Origin of the sequence: Acinetobacter sp. YH01005 (genome assembly GCF_013420465.1) — a bacterium.
Classification (GTDB): Bacteria; Pseudomonadota; Gammaproteobacteria; order Pseudomonadales; family Moraxellaceae; genus Acinetobacter; species Acinetobacter amyesii.
In genome coordinates this window covers 1-23,452 of the sequence record NZ_VOYA01000022.1, presented here as the reverse complement: position 1 = coordinate 23,452, position 23,452 = coordinate 1, and the positions used below count along the sequence as shown (strand labels likewise).

Annotated in this window: 36 protein-coding genes; 30 read left to right on the top strand and 6 right to left on the bottom strand. The window is 42.8% G+C overall.

Translation table 11 applies throughout. The features are described 5' to 3' along the window. Window positions 1-137: 137 nt before the first annotated feature. The 6 genes from FTT72_RS13380 to FTT72_RS13355 all read right to left on the bottom strand — a co-directional run bounded on the left by FTT72_RS13380 (window position 138) and on the right by FTT72_RS13355 (window position 6,874). A complete protein-coding gene (locus FTT72_RS13380; protein WP_078189287.1) occupies window positions 138-1,082 on the bottom strand; it encodes a metal-dependent hydrolase in 945 nt (314 codons plus the stop codon). 156 nt (window positions 1,083-1,238) lie between these two features. Then, a complete protein-coding gene (gene yihA, locus FTT72_RS13375) occupies window positions 1,239-2,099 on the bottom strand; it encodes a ribosome biogenesis GTP-binding protein YihA/YsxC (RefSeq protein ID WP_180039474.1) in 861 nt (286 codons plus the stop codon). An 85-nt stretch (window positions 2,100-2,184) separates the two neighbouring features. Then, window positions 2,185-2,628 carry an Rrf2 family transcriptional regulator gene (locus FTT72_RS13370; RefSeq protein WP_078192461.1) on the bottom strand — a complete coding sequence of 148 codons (444 nt, stop codon included), beginning with the start codon at window positions 2,626-2,628 and terminating at the stop codon, window positions 2,185-2,187. Window positions 2,629-2,714: 86 nt separating this feature from the next. After that, window positions 2,715-3,923: an NO-inducible flavohemoprotein gene (gene hmpA / locus FTT72_RS13365; protein WP_078192460.1), complete on the bottom strand. Its 1,209-nt coding sequence runs from the start codon at window positions 3,921-3,923 to the stop codon at window positions 2,715-2,717. Window positions 3,924-4,073: 150 nt separating this feature from the next. Beyond that, the gene (locus FTT72_RS13360; RefSeq protein ID WP_180021612.1) at window positions 4,074-5,657 is read right to left on the bottom strand and encodes a helicase HerA-like domain-containing protein; all 1,584 of its coding nucleotides are present in this window, start codon (window positions 5,655-5,657) and stop codon (window positions 4,074-4,076) included. Window positions 5,658-5,671: 14 nt separating this feature from the next. Next, entirely contained in the window at window positions 5,672-6,874 is a 1,203-nt protein-coding gene (locus tag FTT72_RS13355; RefSeq protein WP_180021614.1) for a PLP-dependent transferase, read from the bottom strand. Window positions 6,875-7,032: 158 nt separating this feature from the next. Between FTT72_RS13355 and FTT72_RS13350 the strand changes: the two genes are divergently transcribed. The 30 genes from FTT72_RS13350 (at window position 7,033) to FTT72_RS13205 (ending at window position 23,300) form a co-directional block, all read left to right on the top strand. Beyond that, window positions 7,033-7,770: a type 1 glutamine amidotransferase gene (locus FTT72_RS13350; protein ID WP_078189281.1), complete on the top strand. Its 738-nt coding sequence runs from the start codon at window positions 7,033-7,035 to the stop codon at window positions 7,768-7,770. A 268-nt stretch (window positions 7,771-8,038) separates the two neighbouring features. Continuing rightward, a complete protein-coding gene (gene rpsJ, locus FTT72_RS13345) occupies window positions 8,039-8,350 on the top strand; it encodes a 30S ribosomal protein S10 (RefSeq protein ID WP_000070912.1) in 312 nt (103 codons plus the stop codon). Window positions 8,351-8,410: 60 nt separating this feature from the next. Then, on the top strand, window positions 8,411-9,049 hold the full coding sequence (rplC, locus tag FTT72_RS13340; protein WP_078189280.1) for a 50S ribosomal protein L3: 639 nt from the start codon (window positions 8,411-8,413) through the stop codon (window positions 9,047-9,049). 11 nt (window positions 9,050-9,060) lie between these two features. Then, on the top strand, window positions 9,061-9,663 hold the full coding sequence (rplD, locus tag FTT72_RS13335; RefSeq protein WP_078189279.1) for a 50S ribosomal protein L4: 603 nt from the start codon (window positions 9,061-9,063) through the stop codon (window positions 9,661-9,663). Next, window positions 9,660-9,980, top strand: coding sequence for a 50S ribosomal protein L23 (gene rplW, locus FTT72_RS13330; RefSeq protein ID WP_005012992.1), 321 nt, complete (start codon window positions 9,660-9,662; stop codon window positions 9,978-9,980). The genes rplD and rplW overlap by 4 nt, the downstream gene beginning before the upstream one ends. An 11-nt stretch (window positions 9,981-9,991) precedes the next feature. Then, window positions 9,992-10,816, top strand: coding sequence for a 50S ribosomal protein L2 (rplB, locus tag FTT72_RS13325; protein WP_078189278.1), 825 nt, complete (start codon window positions 9,992-9,994; stop codon window positions 10,814-10,816). 19 nt (window positions 10,817-10,835) lie between these two features. Then, window positions 10,836-11,111 carry a 30S ribosomal protein S19 gene (gene rpsS, locus FTT72_RS13320; RefSeq protein ID WP_004281508.1) on the top strand — a complete coding sequence of 92 codons (276 nt, stop codon included), beginning with the start codon at window positions 10,836-10,838 and terminating at the stop codon, window positions 11,109-11,111. An 11-nt stretch (window positions 11,112-11,122) separates the two neighbouring features. Then, a complete protein-coding gene (gene rplV / locus FTT72_RS13315) occupies window positions 11,123-11,452 on the top strand; it encodes a 50S ribosomal protein L22 (RefSeq protein ID WP_035265103.1) in 330 nt (109 codons plus the stop codon). Window position 11,453: 1 nt separating this feature from the next. Continuing rightward, complete coding sequence (gene rpsC / locus FTT72_RS13310) at window positions 11,454-12,206, top strand: 30S ribosomal protein S3 (protein WP_078189277.1); 753 nt, start codon at window positions 11,454-11,456, stop codon at window positions 12,204-12,206. Between the two features lie 3 nt (window positions 12,207-12,209). Continuing rightward, a complete protein-coding gene (gene rplP, locus FTT72_RS13305; protein ID WP_078189276.1) occupies window positions 12,210-12,623 on the top strand; it encodes a 50S ribosomal protein L16 in 414 nt (137 codons plus the stop codon). Then, window positions 12,623-12,820, top strand: coding sequence for a 50S ribosomal protein L29 (rpmC, locus tag FTT72_RS13300; protein WP_005012982.1), 198 nt, complete (start codon window positions 12,623-12,625; stop codon window positions 12,818-12,820). The genes rplP and rpmC overlap by 1 nt, the downstream gene beginning before the upstream one ends. Further along, complete coding sequence (rpsQ, locus tag FTT72_RS13295; protein WP_078189275.1) at window positions 12,817-13,074, top strand: 30S ribosomal protein S17; 258 nt, start codon at window positions 12,817-12,819, stop codon at window positions 13,072-13,074. Before rpmC ends, rpsQ begins: the two co-directional genes overlap by 4 nt. An 89-nt stretch (window positions 13,075-13,163) precedes the next feature. After that, window positions 13,164-13,532 carry a 50S ribosomal protein L14 gene (gene rplN / locus FTT72_RS13290; protein WP_005012978.1) on the top strand — a complete coding sequence of 123 codons (369 nt, stop codon included), beginning with the start codon at window positions 13,164-13,166 and terminating at the stop codon, window positions 13,530-13,532. A 9-nt stretch (window positions 13,533-13,541) separates the two neighbouring features. Then, window positions 13,542-13,859, top strand: coding sequence for a 50S ribosomal protein L24 (gene rplX, locus FTT72_RS13285; RefSeq protein ID WP_078189274.1), 318 nt, complete (start codon window positions 13,542-13,544; stop codon window positions 13,857-13,859). A 15-nt stretch (window positions 13,860-13,874) separates the two neighbouring features. After that, window positions 13,875-14,411 (top strand): 50S ribosomal protein L5, encoded by a 537-nt coding sequence (gene rplE, locus FTT72_RS13280; protein ID WP_067762907.1) that lies wholly within the window; start codon window positions 13,875-13,877, stop codon window positions 14,409-14,411. A gap of 9 nt (window positions 14,412-14,420) precedes the next feature. Beyond that, window positions 14,421-14,726, top strand: a complete 306-nt coding sequence (rpsN, locus tag FTT72_RS13275) for a 30S ribosomal protein S14 (protein WP_067762906.1) — start codon at window positions 14,421-14,423, stop codon at window positions 14,724-14,726. Between the two features lie 12 nt (window positions 14,727-14,738). Continuing rightward, the gene (gene rpsH, locus FTT72_RS13270; RefSeq protein WP_180178534.1) at window positions 14,739-15,134 is read left to right on the top strand and encodes a 30S ribosomal protein S8; all 396 of its coding nucleotides are present in this window, start codon (window positions 14,739-14,741) and stop codon (window positions 15,132-15,134) included. A gap of 13 nt (window positions 15,135-15,147) precedes the next feature. Further along, window positions 15,148-15,681, top strand: coding sequence for a 50S ribosomal protein L6 (gene rplF / locus FTT72_RS13265; protein ID WP_078189272.1), 534 nt, complete (start codon window positions 15,148-15,150; stop codon window positions 15,679-15,681). A 14-nt stretch (window positions 15,682-15,695) separates the two neighbouring features. Further along, the gene (gene rplR / locus FTT72_RS13260; RefSeq protein ID WP_067762903.1) at window positions 15,696-16,046 is read left to right on the top strand and encodes a 50S ribosomal protein L18; all 351 of its coding nucleotides are present in this window, start codon (window positions 15,696-15,698) and stop codon (window positions 16,044-16,046) included. A gap of 2 nt (window positions 16,047-16,048) precedes the next feature. Further along, a complete protein-coding gene (gene rpsE / locus FTT72_RS13255) occupies window positions 16,049-16,546 on the top strand; it encodes a 30S ribosomal protein S5 (protein WP_067762902.1) in 498 nt (165 codons plus the stop codon). A 6-nt stretch (window positions 16,547-16,552) separates the two neighbouring features. After that, entirely contained in the window at window positions 16,553-16,729 is a 177-nt protein-coding gene (gene rpmD, locus FTT72_RS13250) for a 50S ribosomal protein L30 (RefSeq protein WP_005012961.1), read from the top strand. A 3-nt stretch (window positions 16,730-16,732) separates the two neighbouring features. Next, window positions 16,733-17,173, top strand: a complete 441-nt coding sequence (rplO, locus tag FTT72_RS13245; RefSeq protein WP_180178533.1) for a 50S ribosomal protein L15 — start codon at window positions 16,733-16,735, stop codon at window positions 17,171-17,173. A gap of 45 nt (window positions 17,174-17,218) precedes the next feature. Next, on the top strand, window positions 17,219-18,538 hold the full coding sequence (secY, locus tag FTT72_RS13240; protein WP_171263746.1) for a preprotein translocase subunit SecY: 1,320 nt from the start codon (window positions 17,219-17,221) through the stop codon (window positions 18,536-18,538). Window positions 18,539-18,558: 20 nt separating this feature from the next. Beyond that, window positions 18,559-18,675: a 50S ribosomal protein L36 gene (gene rpmJ, locus FTT72_RS13235; RefSeq protein ID WP_000867907.1), complete on the top strand. Its 117-nt coding sequence runs from the start codon at window positions 18,559-18,561 to the stop codon at window positions 18,673-18,675. A 107-nt stretch (window positions 18,676-18,782) separates the two neighbouring features. Beyond that, window positions 18,783-19,139: a 30S ribosomal protein S13 gene (rpsM, locus tag FTT72_RS13230; protein WP_078189269.1), complete on the top strand. Its 357-nt coding sequence runs from the start codon at window positions 18,783-18,785 to the stop codon at window positions 19,137-19,139. A gap of 19 nt (window positions 19,140-19,158) precedes the next feature. Next, window positions 19,159-19,545, top strand: coding sequence for a 30S ribosomal protein S11 (rpsK, locus tag FTT72_RS13225; protein WP_001040166.1), 387 nt, complete (start codon window positions 19,159-19,161; stop codon window positions 19,543-19,545). A 12-nt stretch (window positions 19,546-19,557) separates the two neighbouring features. Further along, on the top strand, window positions 19,558-20,184 hold the full coding sequence (gene rpsD, locus FTT72_RS13220; RefSeq protein ID WP_078189268.1) for a 30S ribosomal protein S4: 627 nt from the start codon (window positions 19,558-19,560) through the stop codon (window positions 20,182-20,184). Window positions 20,185-20,201: 17 nt separating this feature from the next. Next, complete coding sequence (locus FTT72_RS13215; RefSeq protein WP_004650465.1) at window positions 20,202-21,209, top strand: DNA-directed RNA polymerase subunit alpha; 1,008 nt, start codon at window positions 20,202-20,204, stop codon at window positions 21,207-21,209. An 18-nt stretch (window positions 21,210-21,227) separates the two neighbouring features. Continuing rightward, window positions 21,228-21,593 (top strand): 50S ribosomal protein L17, encoded by a 366-nt coding sequence (rplQ, locus tag FTT72_RS13210; RefSeq protein ID WP_005012953.1) that lies wholly within the window; start codon window positions 21,228-21,230, stop codon window positions 21,591-21,593. 216 nt (window positions 21,594-21,809) lie between these two features. After that, window positions 21,810-23,300 carry an NAD(P)/FAD-dependent oxidoreductase gene (locus FTT72_RS13205; protein ID WP_180178532.1) on the top strand — a complete coding sequence of 497 codons (1,491 nt, stop codon included), beginning with the start codon at window positions 21,810-21,812 and terminating at the stop codon, window positions 23,298-23,300. Window positions 23,301-23,452 lie beyond the last annotated feature (152 nt).

Below are 23,452 nucleotides of genomic sequence, written 5' to 3'. Positions count from 1 at the left end.
TAACTGTACTTTAAACCTCGAACTTATGAGCCTATCCATCTTGAGTTTGTTGATTGCTCAATAAAAAATGGAGCGTAATGGATGTGAGCACAAAAAAAGCAGGGCGAACCCTGCTTAATACAGATTTTAAATGGTGTTTAAGCAACTTTCAGTGCGGCACGTTTTGCAGCAGGAGAGTTGTCGAGATAGGCAATCGCATCTTCAGTTTTTGCTTCATGTACAGGATCGTACCAAGGCATTAAATACCCCAATTGCTGCGACACCAACCAAAGCGGATGTGGCAATAAGCGATTGTCTTTTTGCGCGATACGCGCCCATTCACGCCAAATCCACGGTTTATATACGGCAGGTTTAATCGATGCATAGCGCGAGTCTTGCTGCATGATATGTGCTGCACCATCGACCCATAGACCAAGTACGGCAGCAATCACGATCACACTTTGATAATAGCGAGAAATATAGCCCCCACCGAGATGACGATACAAATCAAAAGCCACGGTACGATGTTCTATCTCTTCTGCACCATGCCATTTTACTAGATCGAGCATATTCGGATCGGCACCGAGGCGTTCCCACTCTTTGTTATATAAAGCATATTTGCCTAGTACGCAGGTCATGTGCTCAACTGTTGCAATCACCCCTAAACGAAAGAGATCCCATTGATGATCCAAAGCTTTAGGTACGTTGAGCCCTAAAGGTTGGTCCGCAAGCAGTTTGCCAAAGAGGAAGTCCATGATTTCAAGGTTGCGTTGAATACTGATATTGCGCTGAGACAGATATTCTTTATTGGCAGAGTTATGCGCCTGAGCATGCATGGCTTCTTGGCGGATAAATGCTTTAACGTCCTCTGCTAATTTTTCATCTCTAATTTGTGGCAATACTTTGTTATACAGACGGCAAAACCAAAACTCACCAGCCGGTAAGATCATATTAATTTCATTAATAAAATAGCTGACAAAAGGTTGATTGGGTACCCAATCAACCTGAGTATCTTGCCACTCAAATTTCACTTTACGTGGCTTAATTTTATATTCGATTGATGATCCAAGTTTTGTGTTTCTCAAGCGGGAGAGTAATTTCATGACCTATCCTTGTTTTTATGTGATCGAGTACACATTTGATGTATTCAGTATCTAAAAAAATCCTGCATTGTGATTAGCAATACAGGACATTTCATTATCTTCAGATGATACTTTTTGTCAGACAATCATCTTTATACTGACTTTAACATTACTCGATTAGTGGTCTGAATTTTTGCCTTCAGTTTGGGGTAAGTCTTCAGATGTAGTGTGGAAGTCATCGAATGCTTCCGCGTCTGCATCGATTTCAATATCATCTTCTGATGCTTCAGGAATGCTATCAAGATCAAACTCTGTCGATTGTTCTAGAGTGAAGTTGAGACGACCCGCCATGACACTCGCTAATTCTTCTAAACCTTGTTTATTCAATGATGAGAACAATTGGATAGAGAAGTTTAGCTTCATTTTTTTCAATGCTGCTTTCACTTCTTGTAGTGCTTTAGAGGCTGGGCCACGGTTTAATTTATCTGATTTGGTGAGCAGTACATGCACGAACAATTTACGTGAATGTGCCCATTCCAACATCATGACATCAAAGTGTTGTAGTGGATGACGGATATCCATCAGCAGCACAAGGCCTTGTAAACTTTCACGGTGTATCAGGTAGTTTTCTAACTCTTTTTGCCACACGATTTTCATCGCTTCAGGTACAGCGGCATAGCCATAACCCGGTAAGTCGACCAAACGTTGATCAGGATTTCCTAGACTGAAAAAGTTGATCATTTGGGTACGACCCGGTTTTTTCGATGCACGAGCCAATTGTTTTTGGTTAGTGAGCGCATTAATGGCACTTGACTTACCCGCATTTGAGCGGCCAGCAAAGGCAATTTCATAGCCGGTATCTTCAACGCAGAGGTTGAGTTTAGGCGCACTCATTAAGAACTCAGCTTTGCGTAGCCAGTTGAGCGAGCGCACAGCATATTCAGTAATCGCAGAGTCTACTTTTTTCTCATAAGTAATCTTTTGCTTCGGCGCATTGGCCGCTTTACTGTTTCGTGATTTTCCTCTGTGCTGATGCATAACCCAACTTCAATAACTGATTTAACAACACGTATTATAAAGGAAGTCGGGCAGGCAAGCGAATTTTGTCGCAGGCAAAGTGAAATTAGAGATTGATCATTTGAATCGGAGATTGTGTTGTAAATTTAGATGCGCTGCTTGGTTGCAAGACATCGGCAAGTTTGTACTGATCGAGACTTTGATAAAACTGTTCTAAAGCTTGGTCTAAAATGCTTTTTAAACCACACTGACTGCGCAGTACGCAGGGTGGGTCATTGCATTCAACAATCTGGTGATTACCTTGCAAAATCCGTACGATTTGACCGAGCTGAGCCTCAAGTGCTTCAGGGTTTAGGCGAATGCCGCCACCTTTGCCGCGGCTGGTGATTAACCAGTTTTGCTTTGCCATAAAATGCACAATTTTCACCAAGTGATTACGCGAAACGTGCAGGTCTTCTGCAATTTCAGCAATGTTATAAGGCACATCACGAGGACGTGCGATATAGAGCAAAATGCGTAATGCATAATCGGTGAATTTATTGAGTTGCATGATAATACTGTGAGTCTGAGAGAAATAAATAAGGGTTAGTCTAGCATAACTAAACTAACCCTTTGTATTTCAGGTGAATAGCTTAGTTAGTGTTTTACACCACCAGTGCCGAAAGCTTCGCTGTGAATATTGCTAGCAGGAATACCACGAGCAATTAAAGCTTTCTGTTGTTCAGCCATAAATGGCATTGGACCGCAAAGGTAATAATCCGCATTGATCGGTAACAGTGCAGTATCCATGCTGCCTAAGTCTAGACGACCAGCAGCATCATAATCTTCACCTAATTTATCATTAGCATGAGGGAACTCATACGCTGTAAAGGTGCTAAGACGTGGGTATTTTGCTTCCAAATCCTGAATGTGTTTATGCATTGCATGCACTTGTTTGCTACGGCAGGCATGGATAAATGTTACAGGTTGTGGCATGTCTAAAGTCACCAACTGATTTAGCATCGCAATCATTGGTGTTAGACCTACACCACCACTGATAAAGACATTGCGTTTTTGTGAATCAATCAGGAAGAAATTACCTGTTGGTGCAGACACTTCGATTTCTGAACCGATCTCCAAGCCATGCAGTGTATTCGATACCCAACCTGGAACCAAGTCACCTTTCTGATCTTCACGTTTTACAGAGATACGTAAGTAGTTGTCTTGTGGGCTGGTAGACAGTGTATATTGACGTGGTTGTTTTAGACCCAGCTCATCGACCAATACACGTACAGAGATGTACTGACCTGCTTCATATTTTGGTAAATCACCACCATCAGAAGGCTCAAGGTAGAATGAGGTGATTTCATCACTTTCAGCCACTTTTTTCGCGATTTTGAAATTACGCCAACCTAACCAACTGCCTTTAGTTTGCTGATGTTGCTCATAAATCGCTTTTTCAGTGCTGATAAACAAGTCTGCCAATTGTCCATATGCTGCTGCCCAAGCTGCAATCAGTGGATCTTCCATTGAAATGCTTAATACTTCACTGATCGAGTGCAGCAAATTTTCGCCGACAATATTATAGTCTGGCGCTTGAATGTTAAGACTCACATGTTTATGCGCAATTAATTCTACAACTGGTAAAAGTACAGATGGGTCCTCAATATTTTCAGCATAAGCCAATACAGCACCCGCCAAGGCTTGTGCCTGAGCACCGCTGCGCTGATGTCCCATGTTAAAGGTTTCTTTGAGGTCAGGGTTATTGCCCAACATACGATTATAGAAGTAACCAGTCAGCGCGACACCATTTTCACGTAGAACAGGAACAGTAGCTTTTACTAGGTCAATTTGCTGCGGAGTCATAGCTGATCTCTCATGGCTGTTATTTATAAGATGTATTTAAAATACATTTTTAAATACATCCGCGCAATACATGTTTTAGTAAAAACCATAAAAAAATTATGGAATATAAAAAGATTCCATAAATTTGTACTTTTTAATTGGGCTTTTAGATTATTTCTTGCCGAAGATAGAACCTAAGAGGCCACGGATAATTTTCTGACCTGTCGACCCACCCAAGCTGCGTGCTGCACTTTTTGCAAAAGTTCCTACAGTGTCTTGAATCAGTTTTTCACGTTGTTTGGCTGAGCGCTCAGCGTCTTTTTGTTGTTCGCGTGCAAGGCGTTCTTGTTCACGCGCTTGCTGTTTAGCGAGTGCATCTGCTTCTTTGGCTTGTTGTTTGGCCAACGCTTCTTGTTCTTTGGCTTCTATTTTATCTTGTTCCGCTTGGACGGCTTGTTGTTGGCGCTCCGCCACTTTATTTTGTAAAAGTTCATAGGCACTTTCACGATCTGCTTCGGTGTCATACACACCTGCGACAACGCTATTTGCCATCAGAGCTTTGCGTTCTTCTACAGCAATTGGGCTAAATGAAGAGTAGGGTGGCATCACCCAAGCACGTTCAACAATTTGAGGTGTGCCTTGTTCATCTAGACAGCTGATCAGTGCTTCACCTACAGCCAGTTCCGTAATCACTTGATCGACTTTAAACGCAGGATTGGCTCGGAAAGTATCTGCTGCCGTCTTAACAGCTTTCTGATCTTTGGGGGTAAATGCACGTAGCGCATGCTGAACGCGGTTACCTAGTTGTCCTAAAACACTCTCGGGTAGGTCAAGTGGATTTTGCGTTACAAAGTAAATCCCGACGCCTTTAGAGCGAATTAGACGAACCACTTGTTCAATCTTTTCTTGTAAAGCAGGGCTGGCATTATCAAACAATAAATGCGCTTCATCAAAGAAGAACACCAGTTTGGGTTTATCCATATCTCCAACTTCGGGCAATTGTTCAAACAGTTCTGACAGCATCCAAAGTAAGAAAGTCGCATAGAGCTTAGGGGTATTCATTAACTTGTCGGCTGCGAGCAGGTTGATGTTGCCACGACCTTGTGCATCCGTTTGAATGAAATCCATGATATTGAGCGCAGGCTCACCAAAGAACTTGTCACCGCCTTGATCTGCCAAGGCAAGCAAATTACGTTGAATTGCACCTAAACTTGCAGGCGATAAATTGCCATATTCATTTTTAAATTCAGCTGCATGTTCACTGACGTAGCTGATCATGGCTTTTAAGTCTTTAAAGTCGATGAGCAATAAGCCCTGATCATCGGCAATACGAAAGACCGCAGATAACACGCCTTCTTGCGTGTCGTTTAAATTCAGAATTCGGGCAAGGAGCAGTGGGCCAATTTCAGAAATGGTGGTGCGAATGGGATGTCCTTGTTCACCAAACAAATCCCAAAACACCACAGGGGAGGCAGCAAAAGGAATGCTCTCGATATTTAAACTTTTAATTCGTTCGTCAAACTTAGGATTGCTTTCACCTGCTTTGGCAAGGCTAGAAACATCCCCTTTGGCATCGGCTAAAAATACAGGTACACCCAGCCGAGAAAAACTTTCTGCCAACACCTTCAACGTCACCGTCTTACCAGTACCTGTGGCCCCAGCAATCAAACCATGGCGGTTTGCAAATTGTGAATGAAGCACCACATCTTGTGTGGTGTCTTGTGTTTTTTTGCCAATAATAATTGGTGTACCCATAGATGTTCCTGTATTTATTCGAGTTGCTGTTTATTTAAATGTTGTAGTGCGTTTTCTATATCTTGTATTAAATCTGCAGGATGTTCTAGTCCTATACAAAAGCGAACCAGTAAGCCGGCTTGAATATGTGAATGTTCGAGTACACGCATATCTTTTAAGTTATATAGCATGACTAAACTGACTGGGCCACCCCAGCTAAAACCAAGCTTAAAGAGTTTCAGCGCATCGCAAAAGCGGCGTACATCTTGCAGGCTATATTTTTCATTAAATACCACGCTGACCAAGCCGGCACTGTGTTGTTCTGTACAAATTTCTTTCCAATGCTGATGTCCTGCGGAAGCTTCATCAGCAGGATGTAAAACCTGTACAAAGGCTGGCTGCTGTTTTAGCCAATTTAATAAAGTTAAAGCACTTTGTGACTGGTGTTCATAGCGCAGGCGCATTGAAGCCAGGCTGCGTTGTACTTGTGCTGCATCATCACCAGAGATGCTAATGCCTTGAATGGCGTGGGCACGAAACAGTTTGTGATGAAGCTTTTTATCTCGTGTAATTACCGAACCCATCAAAATATCCCCGCCGCCACTTGGGTATTTGGTCAAGGCATGTACACTGATATCGACACTCAGATGCTCAGCACTGAAATCAAAAGCATTAAAGGCAAGTCCTGCTCCCCAAGTATTGTCCAGTGCAGTGAGAATGTTATGGGCTTGGGCTTTTTTGACCAAGCCGACTAAATCTGGAAACTCTAAAGTGACAGATCCAGCAGCTTCTAACCAAATAAGCTTGGCTTGCGCTGAAGGTGTGAATGAGTTGACATCAATCGGGTTATAAACCTTGACCACGATACCGTAGCGGGTTTCTAGGTTGCGTAGATGTTCCATATTTGGGCCATAGATATTATCTGCGACCCAAACCTCATCCCCCTGACTTAAAAAACATGAATTGACCAAATTAATTGCAGACAAACCGCTTGGTGCAAGTAAGTGATACAAGCCTCCTTCAATCTGAGCAAGCTGATCGCCTAGGGTAAATGTCGTGGGGGTACCATGCGTGCCATAGCTATAGTCATAATCATCGGTCCAATGGCGATTAAATAGCGCATCTGTATTTTCGAAAATTATAGTGGATGCACGAAACAGGGGAGGTTGAACACTATTGATGTATTGCGGTGCCATTCTTGGTGCATGAATGAGTTCAGTTTGAGGATTCTTTTTCACGTGGCGCTCTGAAATGATCAAAATAATAATGAATGTTCAAAAGAATACGACTAAAACGCATGGATTTACGATGCTTTTGTATAGAAAATTAAGTGAAAAGCAAAGTTGGCTTCATTCTTGCAAAACCGATATCAGAGCAACAACAATAGGTTTAGCGCATGAAGTCGCATTTAAAAGTACATTATTTTCAGCATATTGCTGGCGAAGGGTTCGGCAGTTGTTATGAATTTTTAAAACAGCATCAGGCCAAAATTACGGCCACAGAATTCTTTGCATTACCTGTCGATCAAGCCTTGGATCTCGAGGCTTTGCCGCATGTTGAAGATGTCGATTTACTCATCATCATGGGTGGGACCATGAGTGTGAATGATGAGGCCAATTTTCCATGGTTAAAAATAGAAAAACGGTGGCTGCGACGCTATTTAGCACTCGGAAAACCCGCAATCGGGCTTTGTTTAGGTGGGCAATTGATTGCCAATGCTTTGGGTGGGGCGGTGAGCCGAAATGCACAACAAGAATTAGGTTGGACGACTATCCGTAAGGTTGCTAACGTACCGCATGACTGTTTCAAACTACCTGAAGAGTTTAAAGTTATGCAGTGGCACAGTGAAACATTTGAAATACCCAAAGGGGCGGTATTACTGGCAGAAAATGATGCGTGTCGTAATCAAATGTATCAAATCGGACAAAATGTTTTGGGCTTCCAATTTCATCCTGAAATTACCCCAGAAGTACTCGATTTATTTTTGGAAAATGATGAAGAAGTGGCATTTTTTTCAGGAACACATGTACAGCCAGTACATGATCTACGGAAAAGTGCAAAAAACAAATTTATTGAGGGAAATCAAATACTAAACCAAGCAATAGAGTATGTATTAAGAAAAAATGCCTATTGATTAAAAGTTAAGCAATTGATCTTGCATAAAAAATGAAAAATATAAGAAAAACAGCAAAAGAGATTTGCTTATGCATTAAACAATAGCTATAATGGGCGACCCTTTGATGAAGGGGGTTAGCTACGAATAAAGTAGTTAACATCGTGACAGTCGCGGCATCGATCGTGACCTTAGTGATATTTCACTGCTCTTGACACTTGCCTCTTTTAAAGTGGGGTGAGATGCGTCAAGGGTGATTCTTTATATATTTGGCTTGGAGTTAACTGGTATGTCTAACCAGAGAATTCGTATCCGTCTTAAGTCTTTTGATCACCGTCTAATTGATCAATCAGCTCAAGAAATCGTAGAAACAGCAAAACGTACTGGCGCACAAGTTTGTGGTCCAATCCCGATGCCTACACGTATCGAACGTTTTAACGTTTTAACATCACCACACGTTAACAAAGATGCGCGTGACCAATACGAGATCCGCACTTACAAACGTTTGATCGACATCGTTCAACCTACAGATAAAACTGTTGATGCATTGATGAAGTTAGATCTTGCAGCTGGTGTTGATGTTCAGATCGCTTTGGGTTAAGGCTTTCGGTTAATTAACGCTCTAAGTTAATTAGGCCGCTTTTTTTAGAGGTTTATGCACATGGCTATTGGTTTAGTCGGTCGCAAGTGCGGTATGACACGTATCTTTACAGATGCTGGTGTTTCTGTACCTGTAACAGTGATTGAGGTTGATCCTAACCGCATCACACAAATCAAAACGCTTGAAACTGATGGTTATCAAGCGATTCAAATCACTACTGGTGAACGTCGCGAATCTCGCGTAACTAACGCTCAGAAAGGTCACTTCGCTAAAGCGGGTGTAGCTGCTGGTCGTCTAGTTCAAGAATTCCGCGCTACAGAAGCTGATCTTGAAGGTCGTGAAGTTGGCGGAACTATCGGTGTAGATGTGTTCACAGTGGGTCAAATTGTTGACGTTACTGGTACATCTAAAGGTAAAGGTTTCCAAGGTGGTGTTAAGCGTTGGAACTTCCGTACTCAAGACGCTACACATGGTAACTCTGTATCTCACCGTGTTATCGGTTCTACAGGTCAAAACCAGACTCCTGGTCGCGTGTTCAAAGGCAAAAAAATGCCTGGTCACTTAGGTGCTGAACGTGTAACTACACAGGGTCTTGAAATCGTTGCTATCGACGCAGAACGTTCAGTTCTAGTTGTTAAAGGTGCGGTTCCTGGTGCTACTGGTGGCGACGTTACTGTTCGTCCTACTATCAAGGCCTGAGGGGAAATAACGTGAATTTAAATACTGTTTCCGGCTCTGCTGTTGAGTTATCTGAAGTTGCGTTTGGTCGTGATTTTAACGAAGCTCTTGTACACCAAGTTGTTACAGCTTACTTAGCTGGTGGTCGTCAAGGTTCGAAAGCGCAAAAATCACGTGCTGACGTTTCTGGTGGTGGTAAAAAACCTTTCCGTCAAAAAGGTACTGGCCGCGCTCGTGCTGGTTCTATTCGTAGCCCAATCTGGGTTGGCGGTGGTAAAACTTTTGCTGCTCGTCCACAAGACTGGTCTCAAAAAGTAAACCGTAAAATGTATCGCGGTGCTATGCAATGCATCCTGGCTGAGCTTGTTCGTCAAGATCGCCTTGTTTTAGTTGAAGAGATTGCTGTTGCAGCTCCAAAAACTAAAGAATTGCTTGCAAAACTTAACGACTTGAATGCACCTCGTGCATTAATCGTTACAGATGCTGTTGATGAGAACTTGTATCTTGCTGCTCGCAACATTCCACACGTTGATGTGGTTGATGCTGCTGCAATCGATCCTGTTAGCTTGATCGCGTTCGATAAAGTTGTTATGTCTGTTGCTGCTGCTAAGAAAATTGAGGTAGAACTCGGATGAACAACGAACGTATCTATCAAGTCCTACAAGGACCTGTATTCTCAGAAAAAGCACAAGTTTTAGGCGAAACTGCTGGTGTTCAAGTGTTCAAAGTTGCACTAGATGCAAACAAACTTGAAATCAAAAAAGCTGTTGAGCAACTATTTGGTGTTCAAGTTGTTAAAGTTAACACAACGATCACTAAAGGTAAGACTAAACGCTTTGGTAAAACATTAGGACGTCGTTCTGATGTTAAAAAAGCATACGTCACCCTGAAAGCTGGCCAAGATGTTGAAATGGCTGACTTGGGCGATACCGCTGAAAACGCAGCGGAATAAGGACGAAAATTATGCCGATTCAAAAATGTAAGCCAACGTCTCCAGGACGTCGCTTTGTAGAGAAAGTGGTTCATAACCACCTTCACAAAGGCGCGCCATATGCTCCGTTGGTTGAAGCTAAAAAACGTACTGGCGGTCGTAATAACAACGGTCACATTACAACTCGTCACGTTGGTGGTGGTCATAAACAGCACTACCGTATCGTAGACTTCAAACGTAACAAAGACAGCATCCCTGCTGTAGTTGAGCGTATTGAATACGATCCAAACCGTACAGCTCATATTGCTTTATTGAAATATGCTGACGGTGAACGTCGCTATATTATTGCACCTAAAGGCCTTCGCGCTGGTGATCAAGTTCAATCTGGTAACGATGCTCCAATCCGTCCAGGTAACTGCTTGCCACTTCGCAACATGCCTATCGGTTCTACTCTTCACAACATCGAGCTTAAAATCGGTAAAGGCGCACAATTAGTACGTTCTGCTGGTACATCTGCTCAATTGTTGGGTCGTGACGGTTCTTACGCTATCATTCGTCTTCGTTCAGGCGAAATGCGTAAAGTACACGTTGAATGCCGTGCTGTGTTAGGTGAAGTTTCTAACTCAGAAAGCAACCTTCGTTCACTTGGTAAAGCAGGTGCATCACGCTGGCGTGGCGTTCGTCCTACCGTACGTGGTATGGCGATGAACCCAGTAGACCATCCACATGGTGGTGGTGAAGGACGTAACAAAGGTATTCAACCTGTAAGTCCATGGGGTCAAAAAGCTAAAGGGTACAAAACACGTACCAACAAGCGTACGACTAAGATGATCATTCGCGACCGTCGCGTTAAGTAACAAGTAAAGGAATCTGACAATGCCTCGTTCTCTGAAAAAAGGCCCATTCGTCGATGCGCACTTGTTCGCTAAGGTTGAAGCGGCTATCGCGGCTAATAACCGTAAGCCGATCAAAACTTGGTCGCGTCGTTCGATGATCTTACCGGATTTTGTTGGTCTAACAATTTCTGTACACAATGGCCGTAACCATGTTCCAGTGATCGTATCTGAGCATATGGTTGGTCATAAATTAGGTGAATTCGCGCCAACTCGTACCTATCGTGGTCACGGTGTTGACAAGAAGTCTAAACGTTAATAGGTGCTATGATGGAAGTAACTGCTAAATTACGCGGTGCCGCTATCTCGGCACAAAAAGCACGTTTGGTTGCAGACCTAATTCGCGGCAAATCTGTTGCGCATGCTTTAAATATCTTAAACTTCAGCAACAAAAAAGCTGCAGTTTTAGTTAAAAAAGCATTGGAATCTGCGATTGCAAACGCTGAACACAATAACAGTTTAGATGTAGACGACCTTAAAGTTTCTACGATCTACGTTGATGAAGGCATGAGCCTGAAACGTATTTTGCCACGTGCTAAAGGCCGTGCAGATCGTATTACTAAGCGTACTTGTCACATTACCGTTAAGGTAGGGGTTTGATATGGGTCAGAAGGTTCATCCAATCGGTATCCGCCTAGGTGTTGTGAAACGTCATAACGCTAACTGGTATGCGAATCCGAAACAATATGCTGAATATTTGCTAAAAGATCTTCAAGTTCGTGAGTTTTTAACTAAAAAACTTAAGAATGCGATGGTAAGCAATATTCTTATCGAACGCCCTACAGGCGCAGCTAAAGTAACTATTAGCACTGCACGTCCTGGTATCGTGATCGGTAAAAAAGGCGAAGACATTGAGAAATTACAACGCGAATTAACAGCCATTATGGGTGTTCCTGCGCAAGTAAGTATCAACGAAATCGATCGCCCAGATTTAGACGCTCGTTTAGTTGCTGAAGCAATCGCTTCTCAATTAGAAAAACGTGTAATGTTCCGTCGTGCTATGAAGCGTGCGGTTCAAAACTCTATGCGTGCTGGTGCTAAAGGTATCAAAGTAGAAGTTTCAGGCCGTCTAGGTGGTGCTGAGATTGCTCGTACTGAATGGTATCGTGAAGGTCGTGTACCTCTTCATACTCTTCGTGCTGACATCGACTATGCTACTATGCGTGCTGAGACTACTTACGGTACGATCGGCGTTAAAGTATGGATCTTCCGTGGTGAGATCTTGGGTGGCATGAAACAAGTCATGAACCCAGCTCCAGCTGAAGAACGTCCAGCTAAACGTGGTCGTGGTCGTGGTGAAGGTCAAGAGCGTCGTGGTCGTCGCAATGATCGTTCTGCTGAAAAAGGAGAATAATCCATGTTACAACCTAAACGTACTAAATTCCGTAAAGTGCAAAAAGGCCGTAACACTGGTCTAGCACATCGCGGTAGCTCAGTATCTTTTGGTACTATTGCACTTAAATCAATTGAACGTGGTCAAATGACTGCACGTCAAATTGAAGCAGCGCGTCGTACAATCAGCCGTCGTATTAAACGTGGTGGTAAGATCTTTATCCGTGTTTTCCCAGACAAACCAATTACTGAAAAACCATTAGAAGTTCGTATGGGTAAAGGTAAAGGTTCTGTGGAATACTGGGTTTGCCAAATCAAACCAGGTAAAGTCTTGTACGAAATTGATGGTGTTAACGAAGAACTTGCTCGCGAAGCGTTTACGCTTGCTGCTGCAAAACTTCCGTTTAAAACCACTATCGTGACTCGGACGGTAATGTAATGAAAACTAATGATCTACGTGAAAAGTCGGTAGAAGAGTTGACAGCTTTGCTTGATGAGCAACAGCTTAACCAATTCCGTCTTCGTATGGCGAAAGCAACTGGTCAATTGGGTAAATCGCACGAAGTTGCGCTTACTCGTAAAACTATTGCTCGTATTAAGACACTCCTAACCGAAAAACAGGGGAACGGACAATGAGTGAACAAACAGTTCGCACGTTAACCGGTAAAGTAGTTAGCGACAAGATGGACAAGTCTATCGTTGTTCTTATCGAACGCCGCGTTCAACACCCGTTGTATGGCAAATCAATCCGCCGTTCAACTAAATTACACGCTCATGATGAAAACAATGTTGCTAAAGTTGGCGACGTAGTAAGCATCAAAGAAAGCCGCCCAATTTCTAAAACTAAGTCTTGGACTTTAGTTGAAGTTGTTGAAGCTGCTGCTGAGTAATTAAACGTTCTTGCATCATCGGTCAATTTCGAGTACTCTTTGAGCCTTTCGAAATTGCGACCGGTGATGCTCGGTTTTGGAGTAGGGCAATGATTCAAACCGAAAGTATGCTCGACGTAGCAGACAACAGTGGTGCTCGCCGCGTACAATGTATTAAAGTACTTGGTGGTTCACATCGTCGTTATGCTTCTGTTGGCGACATTATTAAAGTTACTGTAAAAGAAGCTATTCCACGTGCACGTGTTAAAAAAGGTGACGTGATGAATGCTGTAGTTGTACGTACAAAATTCGGCATCCGTCGTGCAGATGGTTCAGTTATTCGTTTCGACGATAACGCAGCTGTTATTTTGAACAACAACAAAGCGCCGATTGCAACTCGTATTTTCGGACCAGTGACTCGTGAACTTCGTACTGAACAGTTCATGAAAATTATTTCATTGGCTCCTGAAGTTCTATAAGAGGCACTCATGGCTAAGATTAAAAAGGGCGATCAAGTAATTGTGATCGCAGGTAAAGAAAAAGGCAAACAAGGTACTGTTTTGTCTGTTTCAAATGACCGTGTTAAGGTTGAAGGCCTTAACTTGGTAACGAAGCATCAAAAGCCTAACCGAGCTACTGGCGCTGAAGGCGGCATCGTAACTCAAGAAGCTGAGCTTCATATCTCTAACGTGGCAATTTTTAATGCTACAACCCAAAAGGCTGACCGTGTTGGTTACCAAGTGATTGAAGGCGTGAAAACTCGCGTATTCAAATCTAATGGTGAATCAGTGGCGGTAGCGAAGTAATAGGTTGACTAGGCAATGGCCAGACTTAAAACGCGTTACAACGACGAACTTAAGGCTCAATTAAAAGAAACATTGGGCGTTAAGAATGTGATGGATATCCCTCGCATTACAAAAATCACCATCAACATGGGTGTTGGTGCTGCATCAGCTGACAAGAAATTGTTAGATGGCGCTCTTTCTGATATGCAAGCAATTGCTGGTCAAAAACCAGTACTTACTTTAGCTCGTAAATCTATCGCTGGTTTCAAAATCCGTGATGGTTGGCCGATCGGCTGTAAAGTTACTTTACGCGGCGAACGTATGTACGAATTCTTAGACCGTTTGATCTCTATCGCGATCCCTCGTATCCGTGACTTCCGTGGTTTCTCTGCGAAATCATTCGATGGTCGTGGTAACTACTCAATGGGTCTTAAGGAACAAATCATGTTCCCTGAAATCGATTTTGATAAGATTGATCGTATTCGTGGTATGGACATTACCATCACTACGACTGCTCGCACCGATGACGAAGGCCGTGCGCTTATGCGTGCATTCGGCTTCCCGTTCAAATAAGAGGTCGATATGGCTAAGAAAGGTATGATTAATCGCGAATTGAAACGCGAAGCTACTGTTGCTAAATACGCTGCGAAACGTGCTGAATTAAAAGCAATTATCGCAAACGTAAATGCATCAGATGAAGAACGTTTCGAAGCGATGATGAAATTTCAAGCATTACCACGTAATGCGTCTCCAGTACGTCTACGTAACCGTTGTGGTTTAACTGGTCGTCCTCATGGTTACTTCCGTAAGTTCGGTTTAAGCCGTAACAAATTACGTGAAACAGTAATGCAAGGTGATGTACCGGGCGTTGTTAAGGCAAGCTGGTAAGGAGCACTATAAATGAGTATGCAAGATACCGTTGCCGACATGCTAACACGTGTTCGTAACGCACAAATGGCAAAGAAACAAACTGTTTCTATGCCAAACTCAAAGTTGAAAGTTGCGATTGCTAACGTACTTCAACAAGAAGGTTATATCGCTGATGTAGCTGTTGCTGACAATGAAGGCAAAGCGACTTTAACGATTACTTTAAAATATTTCGAAGGCAAACCAGTGATTGAAACTGTGAAACGCGTAAGCCGTCCTGGTCTACGTCAATATCGCGGTAAAGATGCACTTCCTAGCGTTAAGCAAGGTTTAGGTATTGCAATTGTTTCTACAAGCAAAGGCATCATGACTGATCGCGCTGCACGTGCTGCAGGTATCGGTGGTGAAGTTATTGCTTTTGTTTCTTAATAGGTGATTCCTCATGTCTCGTGTGGCTAAAGCCCCAGTAACTGTACCTAACGGTGTTACAGTTACTCAGAACGGCCGGCAGGTCGAAGTGAAAGGCAGCAAAGGTACATTGTCTTTCAACCTGCATGCGCTGGTCGAGCTAAAACAGGAAGACGGTACTCTAGTTATTGCTCCTAAAGCTGAATCTAAAGATGCTTGGATGCAAGCTGGTACTGCTCGCGCTGTGCTTAACAACCTTGTAAAAGGTGTTAACGAAGGTTTCGAACGTAAGTTACAGCTTATCGGTGTTGGTTATAAAGCTGCGGTTAAAGGTAACATTGTTAACCTTAACCTTGGTTTCTCTCACCCGATCGACTACAACCTTCCTGAAGGTGTAACTGCAGAAACTCCTACTGCAACTGAAATTGTACTTAAATCTGCTGATAAAGCTAAATTAGGTCAAGTTGCTGCAGAAATCCGTGGTTACCGTCCGCCAGAGCCTTATAAAGGTAAAGGTGTTCGTTATTCTGACGAAGTTGTACTTCGTAAAGAAGCTAAGAAGAAATAAGGCGCGAGGTTCTTATGAACGAAAAGAAACAATCCCGTTTGCGTCGTGCGAAAAGCACACGCTTGCACATCCGTGCATTGGGTGCGACTCGTTTGTGTGTAAACCGCACTCCGCGTCACATCTATGCTCAAGTTATCTCTGCAGATGGTGGCAAAGTATTAGCGCAAGCTTCTACTTTAGACGCTACTCTACGTGCTGGTACTACTGGTAACGTTGAATCGGCTCAGAAAGTTGGTGCTTTAATTGCAGAACGTGCTAAAGCGGCTGGTGTAACTAAAGTTGCATTTGACCGTTCTGGTTTCAAATATCATGGTCGTATCAAAGCCTTGGCTGATGCTGCTCGTGAAAACGGCTTGGAGTTCTAATCATGGCTAAAGTTGAACAAAACGAAGGTCTTGTTGAAAAGCTGGTTGCCGTTGATCGTGTAGCCAAAGTTGTTAAGGGTGGTCGTATCTTCTCTTTCACAGCATTAACTGTTGTGGGTGATGGTAATGGTCGCGTAGGTTTTGGTCGTGGTAAAGCACGTGAAGTTCCAGCTGCTATTTCTAAAGCACTTGAAGCTGCTCGTCGCAACATGATTACTGTTGACCTTGTTGACGGTACTGTTCAGCACCCTATCAATGCTCGTCACGGTGCAAGCCGCGTTTACATGCAACCTGCTTCTGAAGGTACTGGTGTAATTGCTGGTGGCGCTATGCGTGCAGTTTTAGAAGCTGTAGGTGTACGTAACGTATTAACTAAGTGTTATGGTTCTACTAACGCTGCTAACGTAGTAAACGCGACTTTTAACGGTTTGCGTGATATGACTTCTCCTGAGAAAGTTGCTGCGAAACGTGGTTTATCAGTAGCACAAATTCAAGGGTAATCAATCATGAAAACGATTAAAGTTACCCAGACTAAATCTTCATCGCACCGCTTGAAAAATCACAAGCTTAGCCTTAAAGGTTTAGGTCTGCGTCGTATTGGTCATACAGTTGAAGTGCAAGATACGCCTTCTAACCGTGGTATGATCAACCAAGTTTACTATATGGTTAGTGTAGAGGAATAAGCCATGACTCTGCGTTTAAATACAATTGCACCTGCAGAAGGTGCTAAGCGTGACAACCTTCGTTTAGGCCGTGGTATCGGTTCTGGCGTTGGTAAGACTGGTGGCCGTGGTGTCAAAGGTCAAAACTCACGTAAGAGCGGTGGTACACGTCCTGGTTTCGAAGGTGGTCAAACTGCGTTATACCGTCGTTTACCTAAATTCGGTTTCACTAGCCAAATGGCTTTGAAAACTGCTGAAGTACGTTTATCAGAACTTGCTAAAGTTGAAGGCGACATCGTGTCTCTTGAAACTTTAAAAGCTGCTAACGTTGTACGTAAAGATATGTTGCGTGCACGCATCATACTTTCTGGTGAAATTACTCGTGCATTCACTGTTCAAGGTGTTGCATTGACTAAAGGCGCTAAAGCTGCTGTTGAAGCTGCTGGCGGTAAAGTCGAGGAGTAATCCCCAGTGTCTATGACTCCTAGTTCGACAGGTCATGTTAACATGATGAAAGGCCAACCTTTTCATGTGAAATATCGTGAAATTATTCGCCGTATGATGTTCCTCATCGGGGCGTTGTTGGTTTTTCGACTGGGAGCACATATTCCAGTACCGGGCATTAACAATGCCGCACTAGAGAATCTGTTTAATGCAAACCAAGGTACGATCCTTGGTTTGTTTAACATGTTCTCAGGTGGTGCATTAGAGCGTATGTCAATTCTTGCTCTTGGGATTATGCCGTATATCTCTGCATCGATTATCGTGCAGTTAATGTCTACGGTTGTTCCTTCGCTGGAAGCTTTAAAGAAAGAAGGCGAACAAGGTAAGCGTAAGATCAATCAATATACGCGACAAGGCACATTGTTTCTTGCACTTGTGCAAGCCGTTGGGATGTGTGCAGGTCTGATTAGTCAAAATATTACTTTGACTAGTGGACTTGCTTTTTACGTTCCTGCTGTAACTTCTTTGGTTGCAGGTACAATGTTCCTGATGTGGTTAGGTGAGCAAATTACTGAGCGTGGAGTAGGGAATGGTATTTCCATGATCATCTTCGCTGGTATCGTTGCTGGTTTGCCGAACTTGGTTCTGCAATCTTTAACCTCAGTAGATAATGGCCAATCTAGTTTAATTGGTCTTGCAATCTTTGCATTGCTATCTGTTGCAGTGTTAGCAGCAATTGTGTTTATTGAGAAGGCGCAGCGTCGCATTCCAGTAAACTATGCTCAAAAACAGCAAGGTCGTCGTGTATTTACTGCTCAGCAAACACATTTGCCATTAAAAATTAATATGGCGGGTGTGATTCCTGCAATTTTTGCGAGTTCATTGCTATTGTTCCCAGCGAGCTTAGGGCAATGGGTTGGCAGTGCAGACCCAAATGCTGGCGTGATTAAACGTGGCCTACAAGATTTGGCACTCGTATTGTCGCCGGGTCAACCGATGTATTTGGTGCTATTTGGTGCATTAATTATCTTCTTCTGTTACTTCTATACTGCGCTAGTATTTAGTCCGAAAGAAGTGTCAGAGAATTTAAAACGTAGTGGTGCTTATGTGCCGGGTATTCGTCCTGGTGAGCAAACTGCACGCTATTTAGATCATATTTTGAATCGTTTGACTTTTATTGGCGCGGTTTATATCACAATCATCTGTTTAATGCCGATGATTCTACAAAGCTCATTTGGTATTCCATTTAGCTTAGGTGGTACGTCTTTACTGATCGTAGTGGTGGTGGTGATGGACTTTATGGCTCAGCTCCAAGCTCATCTCACATCGCATCAATATGACAATCAATCGTTAATGCGTAAAACGACTGCTCATCCGAAAGGATAAGCGCACTTAGAGGTTTCATTATGAAAGTTCAAGCTTCTGTAAAGAAAATTTGTGGTAGCTGTAAAGTTATCCGTCGTAATGGGGTTATTCGCGTAATTTGCAGCGCAGAACCTCGTCATAAGCAGCGTCAAGGTTAATCTGATCAAGACCTGTTGATTTCAGTAGGCTAATTAGGTTATTATCCGCCCCTCAAAGATTTTGTCGGGCGGTTGATTATCTTAACTGCCTTTTTGGAGAAAATTGAATGGCTCGTATTGCCGGTGTAAACATTCCGGATAACAAGCATGCTGTTATCTCTCTAACGTACATTTTTGGTATTGGTCGCCACACTGCAAAAGCTATCTTAGCTGCTGCTGGTATTGCACCAACAACTAAAATTCGTGAATTAGATGACGCTCAGCTTGATGCGATTCGTGCAGAAGTTACTAAGGTTCCTACCGAAGGTGATTTACGTCGCGAAATTTCCATGAACATTAAACGTTTAATGGATTTAGGCTGCTACCGCGGTCTTCGTCATCGTCGCAGCTTGCCTGTCCGTGGTCAACGCACCAAAACTAACGCACGTACCCGTAAAGGTCCGCGCAAACCTATTAAGAAATAAGATTTCTGGAAGCTAAAAGATGGCTAAAGATACTCGCACACGCAAGAAGGTCACTCGTACCGTCTCTGAAGGTGTTGCACACATTCACGCTTCTTTTAATAACACCATTGTGACTATTACCGATCGTCAAGGTAATGCACTGGCTTGGGCTACCTCTGGTGGACAAGGCTTCCGTGGATCACGTAAATCAACTCCGTTTGCTGCTCAGGTAGCTGCTGAAGTTGCTGGTAAAGCTGCTTTAGATTACGGTTTGAAAAACTTGGACGTCCTTGTAAAAGGTCCTGGTCCAGGTCGTGAATCTGCGGTTCGTGCTTTAGGTGCAGTGGGTTATAAAATTAACAGCATTACCGATGTGACGCCAATCCCGCACAACGGTTGCCGTCCACCTAAAAAACGTCGCGTGTAAGGAGAAACATTCATGGCTCGTTATATTGGTCCAAAATGCAAACTCTCTCGCCGCGAAGGGACAGACCTGCAATTAAAATCTGGCGTTAAACCATTTGACGTCAAAACAAAAAAAGCTGCTAAAGCACCTGGCCAACATGGTGGCGCTCGTGGCGGCAAACAATCTGAGTACTCACTACAATTACGTGAAAAACAAAAAGTACGTCGTATGTACGGTGTTTTAGAGCGTCAATTTAGTAACTACTACAAAGAAGCTGCTCGTGTTAAAGGCGCAACAGGTGAAAACTTGTTGAAACTTCTTGAAAGCCGTCTAGATAACGTTGTTTATCGCATGGGTTTTGGTTCTACACGTGCAGAAGCTCGTCAGCTTGTATCTCACCGTTCAATCACTTTAAATGGTCGTCGTGTTAACATCGCGTCTATCCAAGTTAAAGCTGGTGACGTTGTTGCAGTTCACGAAGGTGCTAAACAACAATTGCGTATCAAAAACGCAGTTGAGTTAGCGACTCAACGTGGCATTCCAGCTTGGATTGAAATTGATCATTCTAAATTGGAAGGTACGTTCAAAGCTGCACCAGATCGTTCTGATTTACCTGCTGAAATCAACGAAAGCTTGATTGTAGAATTGTATTCTAAATAATCCTTGAGGTAGCAATAATGACGCGTACTGCAAATGAGTTTCTAACTCCGCAAGCGATCAAGGTCGAAGCGGCAAGCGGGACCTCGGCAAAAGTTATTCTAGAACCATTAGAGCGTGGCTTTGGTCATACTCTTGGTAATGCTTTACGTCGTATCCTTTTGTCTTCTTTACCTGGCGCAGCCGTGGTTGAAGTAGAGATTGAAGGTGTCGAGCACGAGTACAGTACTTTGGAAGGCTTGCAGCAGGACATCGTCGAGCTCTTGCTGAACCTAAAAGGATTGTCTATTAAGCTGTTCGATCAAAATGAAGCTTATCTGACATTGGAAAAACAAGGTCCTGGCGACGTTACAGCCGCTGACCTTCGTTTACCACACAATGTTGAAGTGGTTAACCCTGAACACTTGATCGGTACTTTAAGTGCTTCTGGCTCATTAAAAATGCGCCTGAAAGTTTCTCAAGGTCGTGGTTATGAGACTTCTGATTCACGCTTCCCTGAAGGCGAAACTCGCCCAGTGGGTCGTTTACAATTAGATGCTTCTTACAGCCCAATCAAACGTGTGTCTTACACAGTGGAAAACGCTCGTGTAGAACAACGTACTGACCTTGATAAATTGATCATTGATCTTGAAACCAACGGTACTGTTGATCCTGAAGAAGCAATCCGCAAAGCGGCAACAATCTTGCAACAACAAATTGCAATTTTTGTTGATCTTCAGAAAGATCAAGCACCAGTTGCTCAAGAGCCTCGTGAAGAAGTTGATCCGATTTTGCTTCGTCCAGTAGATGATCTAGAGCTTACTGTTCGTTCTGCTAACTGTTTGAAAGCAGAAAATATTTACTACATTGGCGATCTTGTTCAACGTACTGAAGTTGAGTTGCTTAAAACTCCTAACTTAGGTAAAAAATCGTTGACTGAGATTAAAGATGTTCTGGCATCGAAAGGCTTGCAATTGGGCATGCGTTTAGAGAACTGGCCACCGGCTAGCCTCCGCATGGACGATCGCTTTGCTTATCGTAGCCGTTAATTAAGTAGGACTATCACCATGCGTCATCGTAATAGTGGTGTGAAATTAGGCCGTACAAGCAGTCATCGTAAAGCGATGTTCCAAAACATGGCTAATTCTTTGTTCGAACACGAGTTAATTAAAACTACTGTTCCTAAAGCAAAAGAATTACGTCGTGTTGCTGAGCCTTTAATCACTTTAGCTAAAGTCGATTCTGTAGCAAACCGTCGTTTAGCGTTTGCTCGTACTCGTTCAGCTGCAACTGTTGGTAAATTATTTACCGTTCTTGGCCCTCGTTACAAAGAACGTAACGGCGGTTATCTACGTGTTCTTAAAGCGGGCTTCCGTGCAGGTGATGCTGCACCGATGGCTTACGTTGAGCTAGTAGATCGCGAAGTTAACTAATTTCGTGAAGAGCAGCGTACGTTGTTCTAAAAAAGGTCGGTTTTTAACCGACCTTTTTTAATGCCTGCAGTTTTGTATTGGCTGTATATTGTTAGACAATAATTCAATTTGTCCTTAAAAGATAAAAATAAATCGCCTTTTGCTTAAACTTGACATTGTGCATTGTCAAAAATGTGATTTAATAAATATAAATCTAAGATAGGTTAAAAGAACAACATGGAAAAACAAGTTGATATTCTCATTGTAGGTGCAGGGATCTCTGGTGTAGGTTTGGCTGCTCATCTTTCAAAAAATTGTCCAAATCGTTCATTTGAAATTATTGAACGACGTGGAAGTTTCGGTGGTACATGGGATCTTTTTAAATATCCGGGTATTCGTTCTGATTCGGATATGTCAACTTTTGGCTTCAATTTTAAGCCGTGGAAAAAATCTAGTGTGCTTGCTGATGGGTCTTCGATTAAAGGCTATCTTTCTGAAGTGATTGATGAATATAAGATCAAAGAAAAAATTCATTTTCAGCACCGTGTTGTGAGTGCGAACTACGATTCACAAACTCGTAAATGGTCTGTTGTTATTGAAGATGCGAAGAAGAAACAACAAACCTGGGTTGCAAATTTCGTCTTTGGCTGTACGGGTTATTATAATTATGACCAAGGTTTCCAACCTGAGTTTAAAGGGCAGGAAAACTTTAAAGGTACCTTCATTCATCCACAACATTGGCCTGAAAATTTTAATTATGCAGGCAAAAAAGTTGTGATTATTGGTAGTGGCGCAACAGCAATTACCCTTGTGCCAGCAATGGCAAAAGGCGGTGCAGGGCATGTAACTATGCTACAGCGCTCTCCGACCTATATTGCCTCAGTACCTTCTATTGACATCATTTACGACAAAATGCGTAAAGTATTACCTGAAGATGTTGCTTATAAACTTACCCGTGCACGAAATATCGGTGTCCAACGGGCTGTTTATGCTATTGCACAAAAGCAACCTAAATTACTCCGTAAATTTTTATTAAAATCAATTGAGTTGCAGTTGAAAGGTAAAGTGGATATGAAGCACTTTACCCCAGATTACAATCCTTGGGATCAGCGCCTTTGTGTGGTGCCAGATGGTGATTTGTTTAAAATTTTACGCGAAGGCCGTGCATCTGTTGAAACCGATCAAATTGAAAGTTTTACTGAAAATGGCATTCAATTAAAATCAGGTAAACATCTTGATGCAGATGTAGTAATTTCAGCTACAGGACTCAACATTCAAATTCTAGGCGGGATCAGTGCCACAATCGATGGACAGCCATTAAATACCTCTAAGCATATGTTGTACCGTGGCGTGATGGTCAGTGATGTACCAAATATGGCGATGATTATTGGCTATATTAATGCTTCATGGACATTAAAAGTTGATATTGCTTCTGAATACATCTGTAAATTGATTAACTATATGGATCAAAATGGTTATAACCAAGTGATTCCACAAGGCGATGCGACCGAGTTGTTAGAAGACACAGTAATGGGAAGCTTGACTTCAGGTTATATTGCACGTGCGGCAGATGTGATGCCAAAACAGGGTAAACATGCACCGTGGAAAGTCAGCAATAACTATTTGGCAGATCGTAAAGAATTAAAGCATGCTTCATTTGAAGATGGAGTGCTGAAATTTGAAAAAAAGTCTGATCAAGTGGCGGCTAAACCCAGATTAGTTTCTTAAGTCAGTTACATAAAAAAGGAGCATCATGCCACTGCTGTCCCATAGTTTGCTTTAAATAAAAAAACCTGAGTCCTAACAGTTAAAATATGAGTGCAAACAAACACTTTAACGACCAGGATTCAGGTTTTGTCACATCAGAATACCGTATTTCA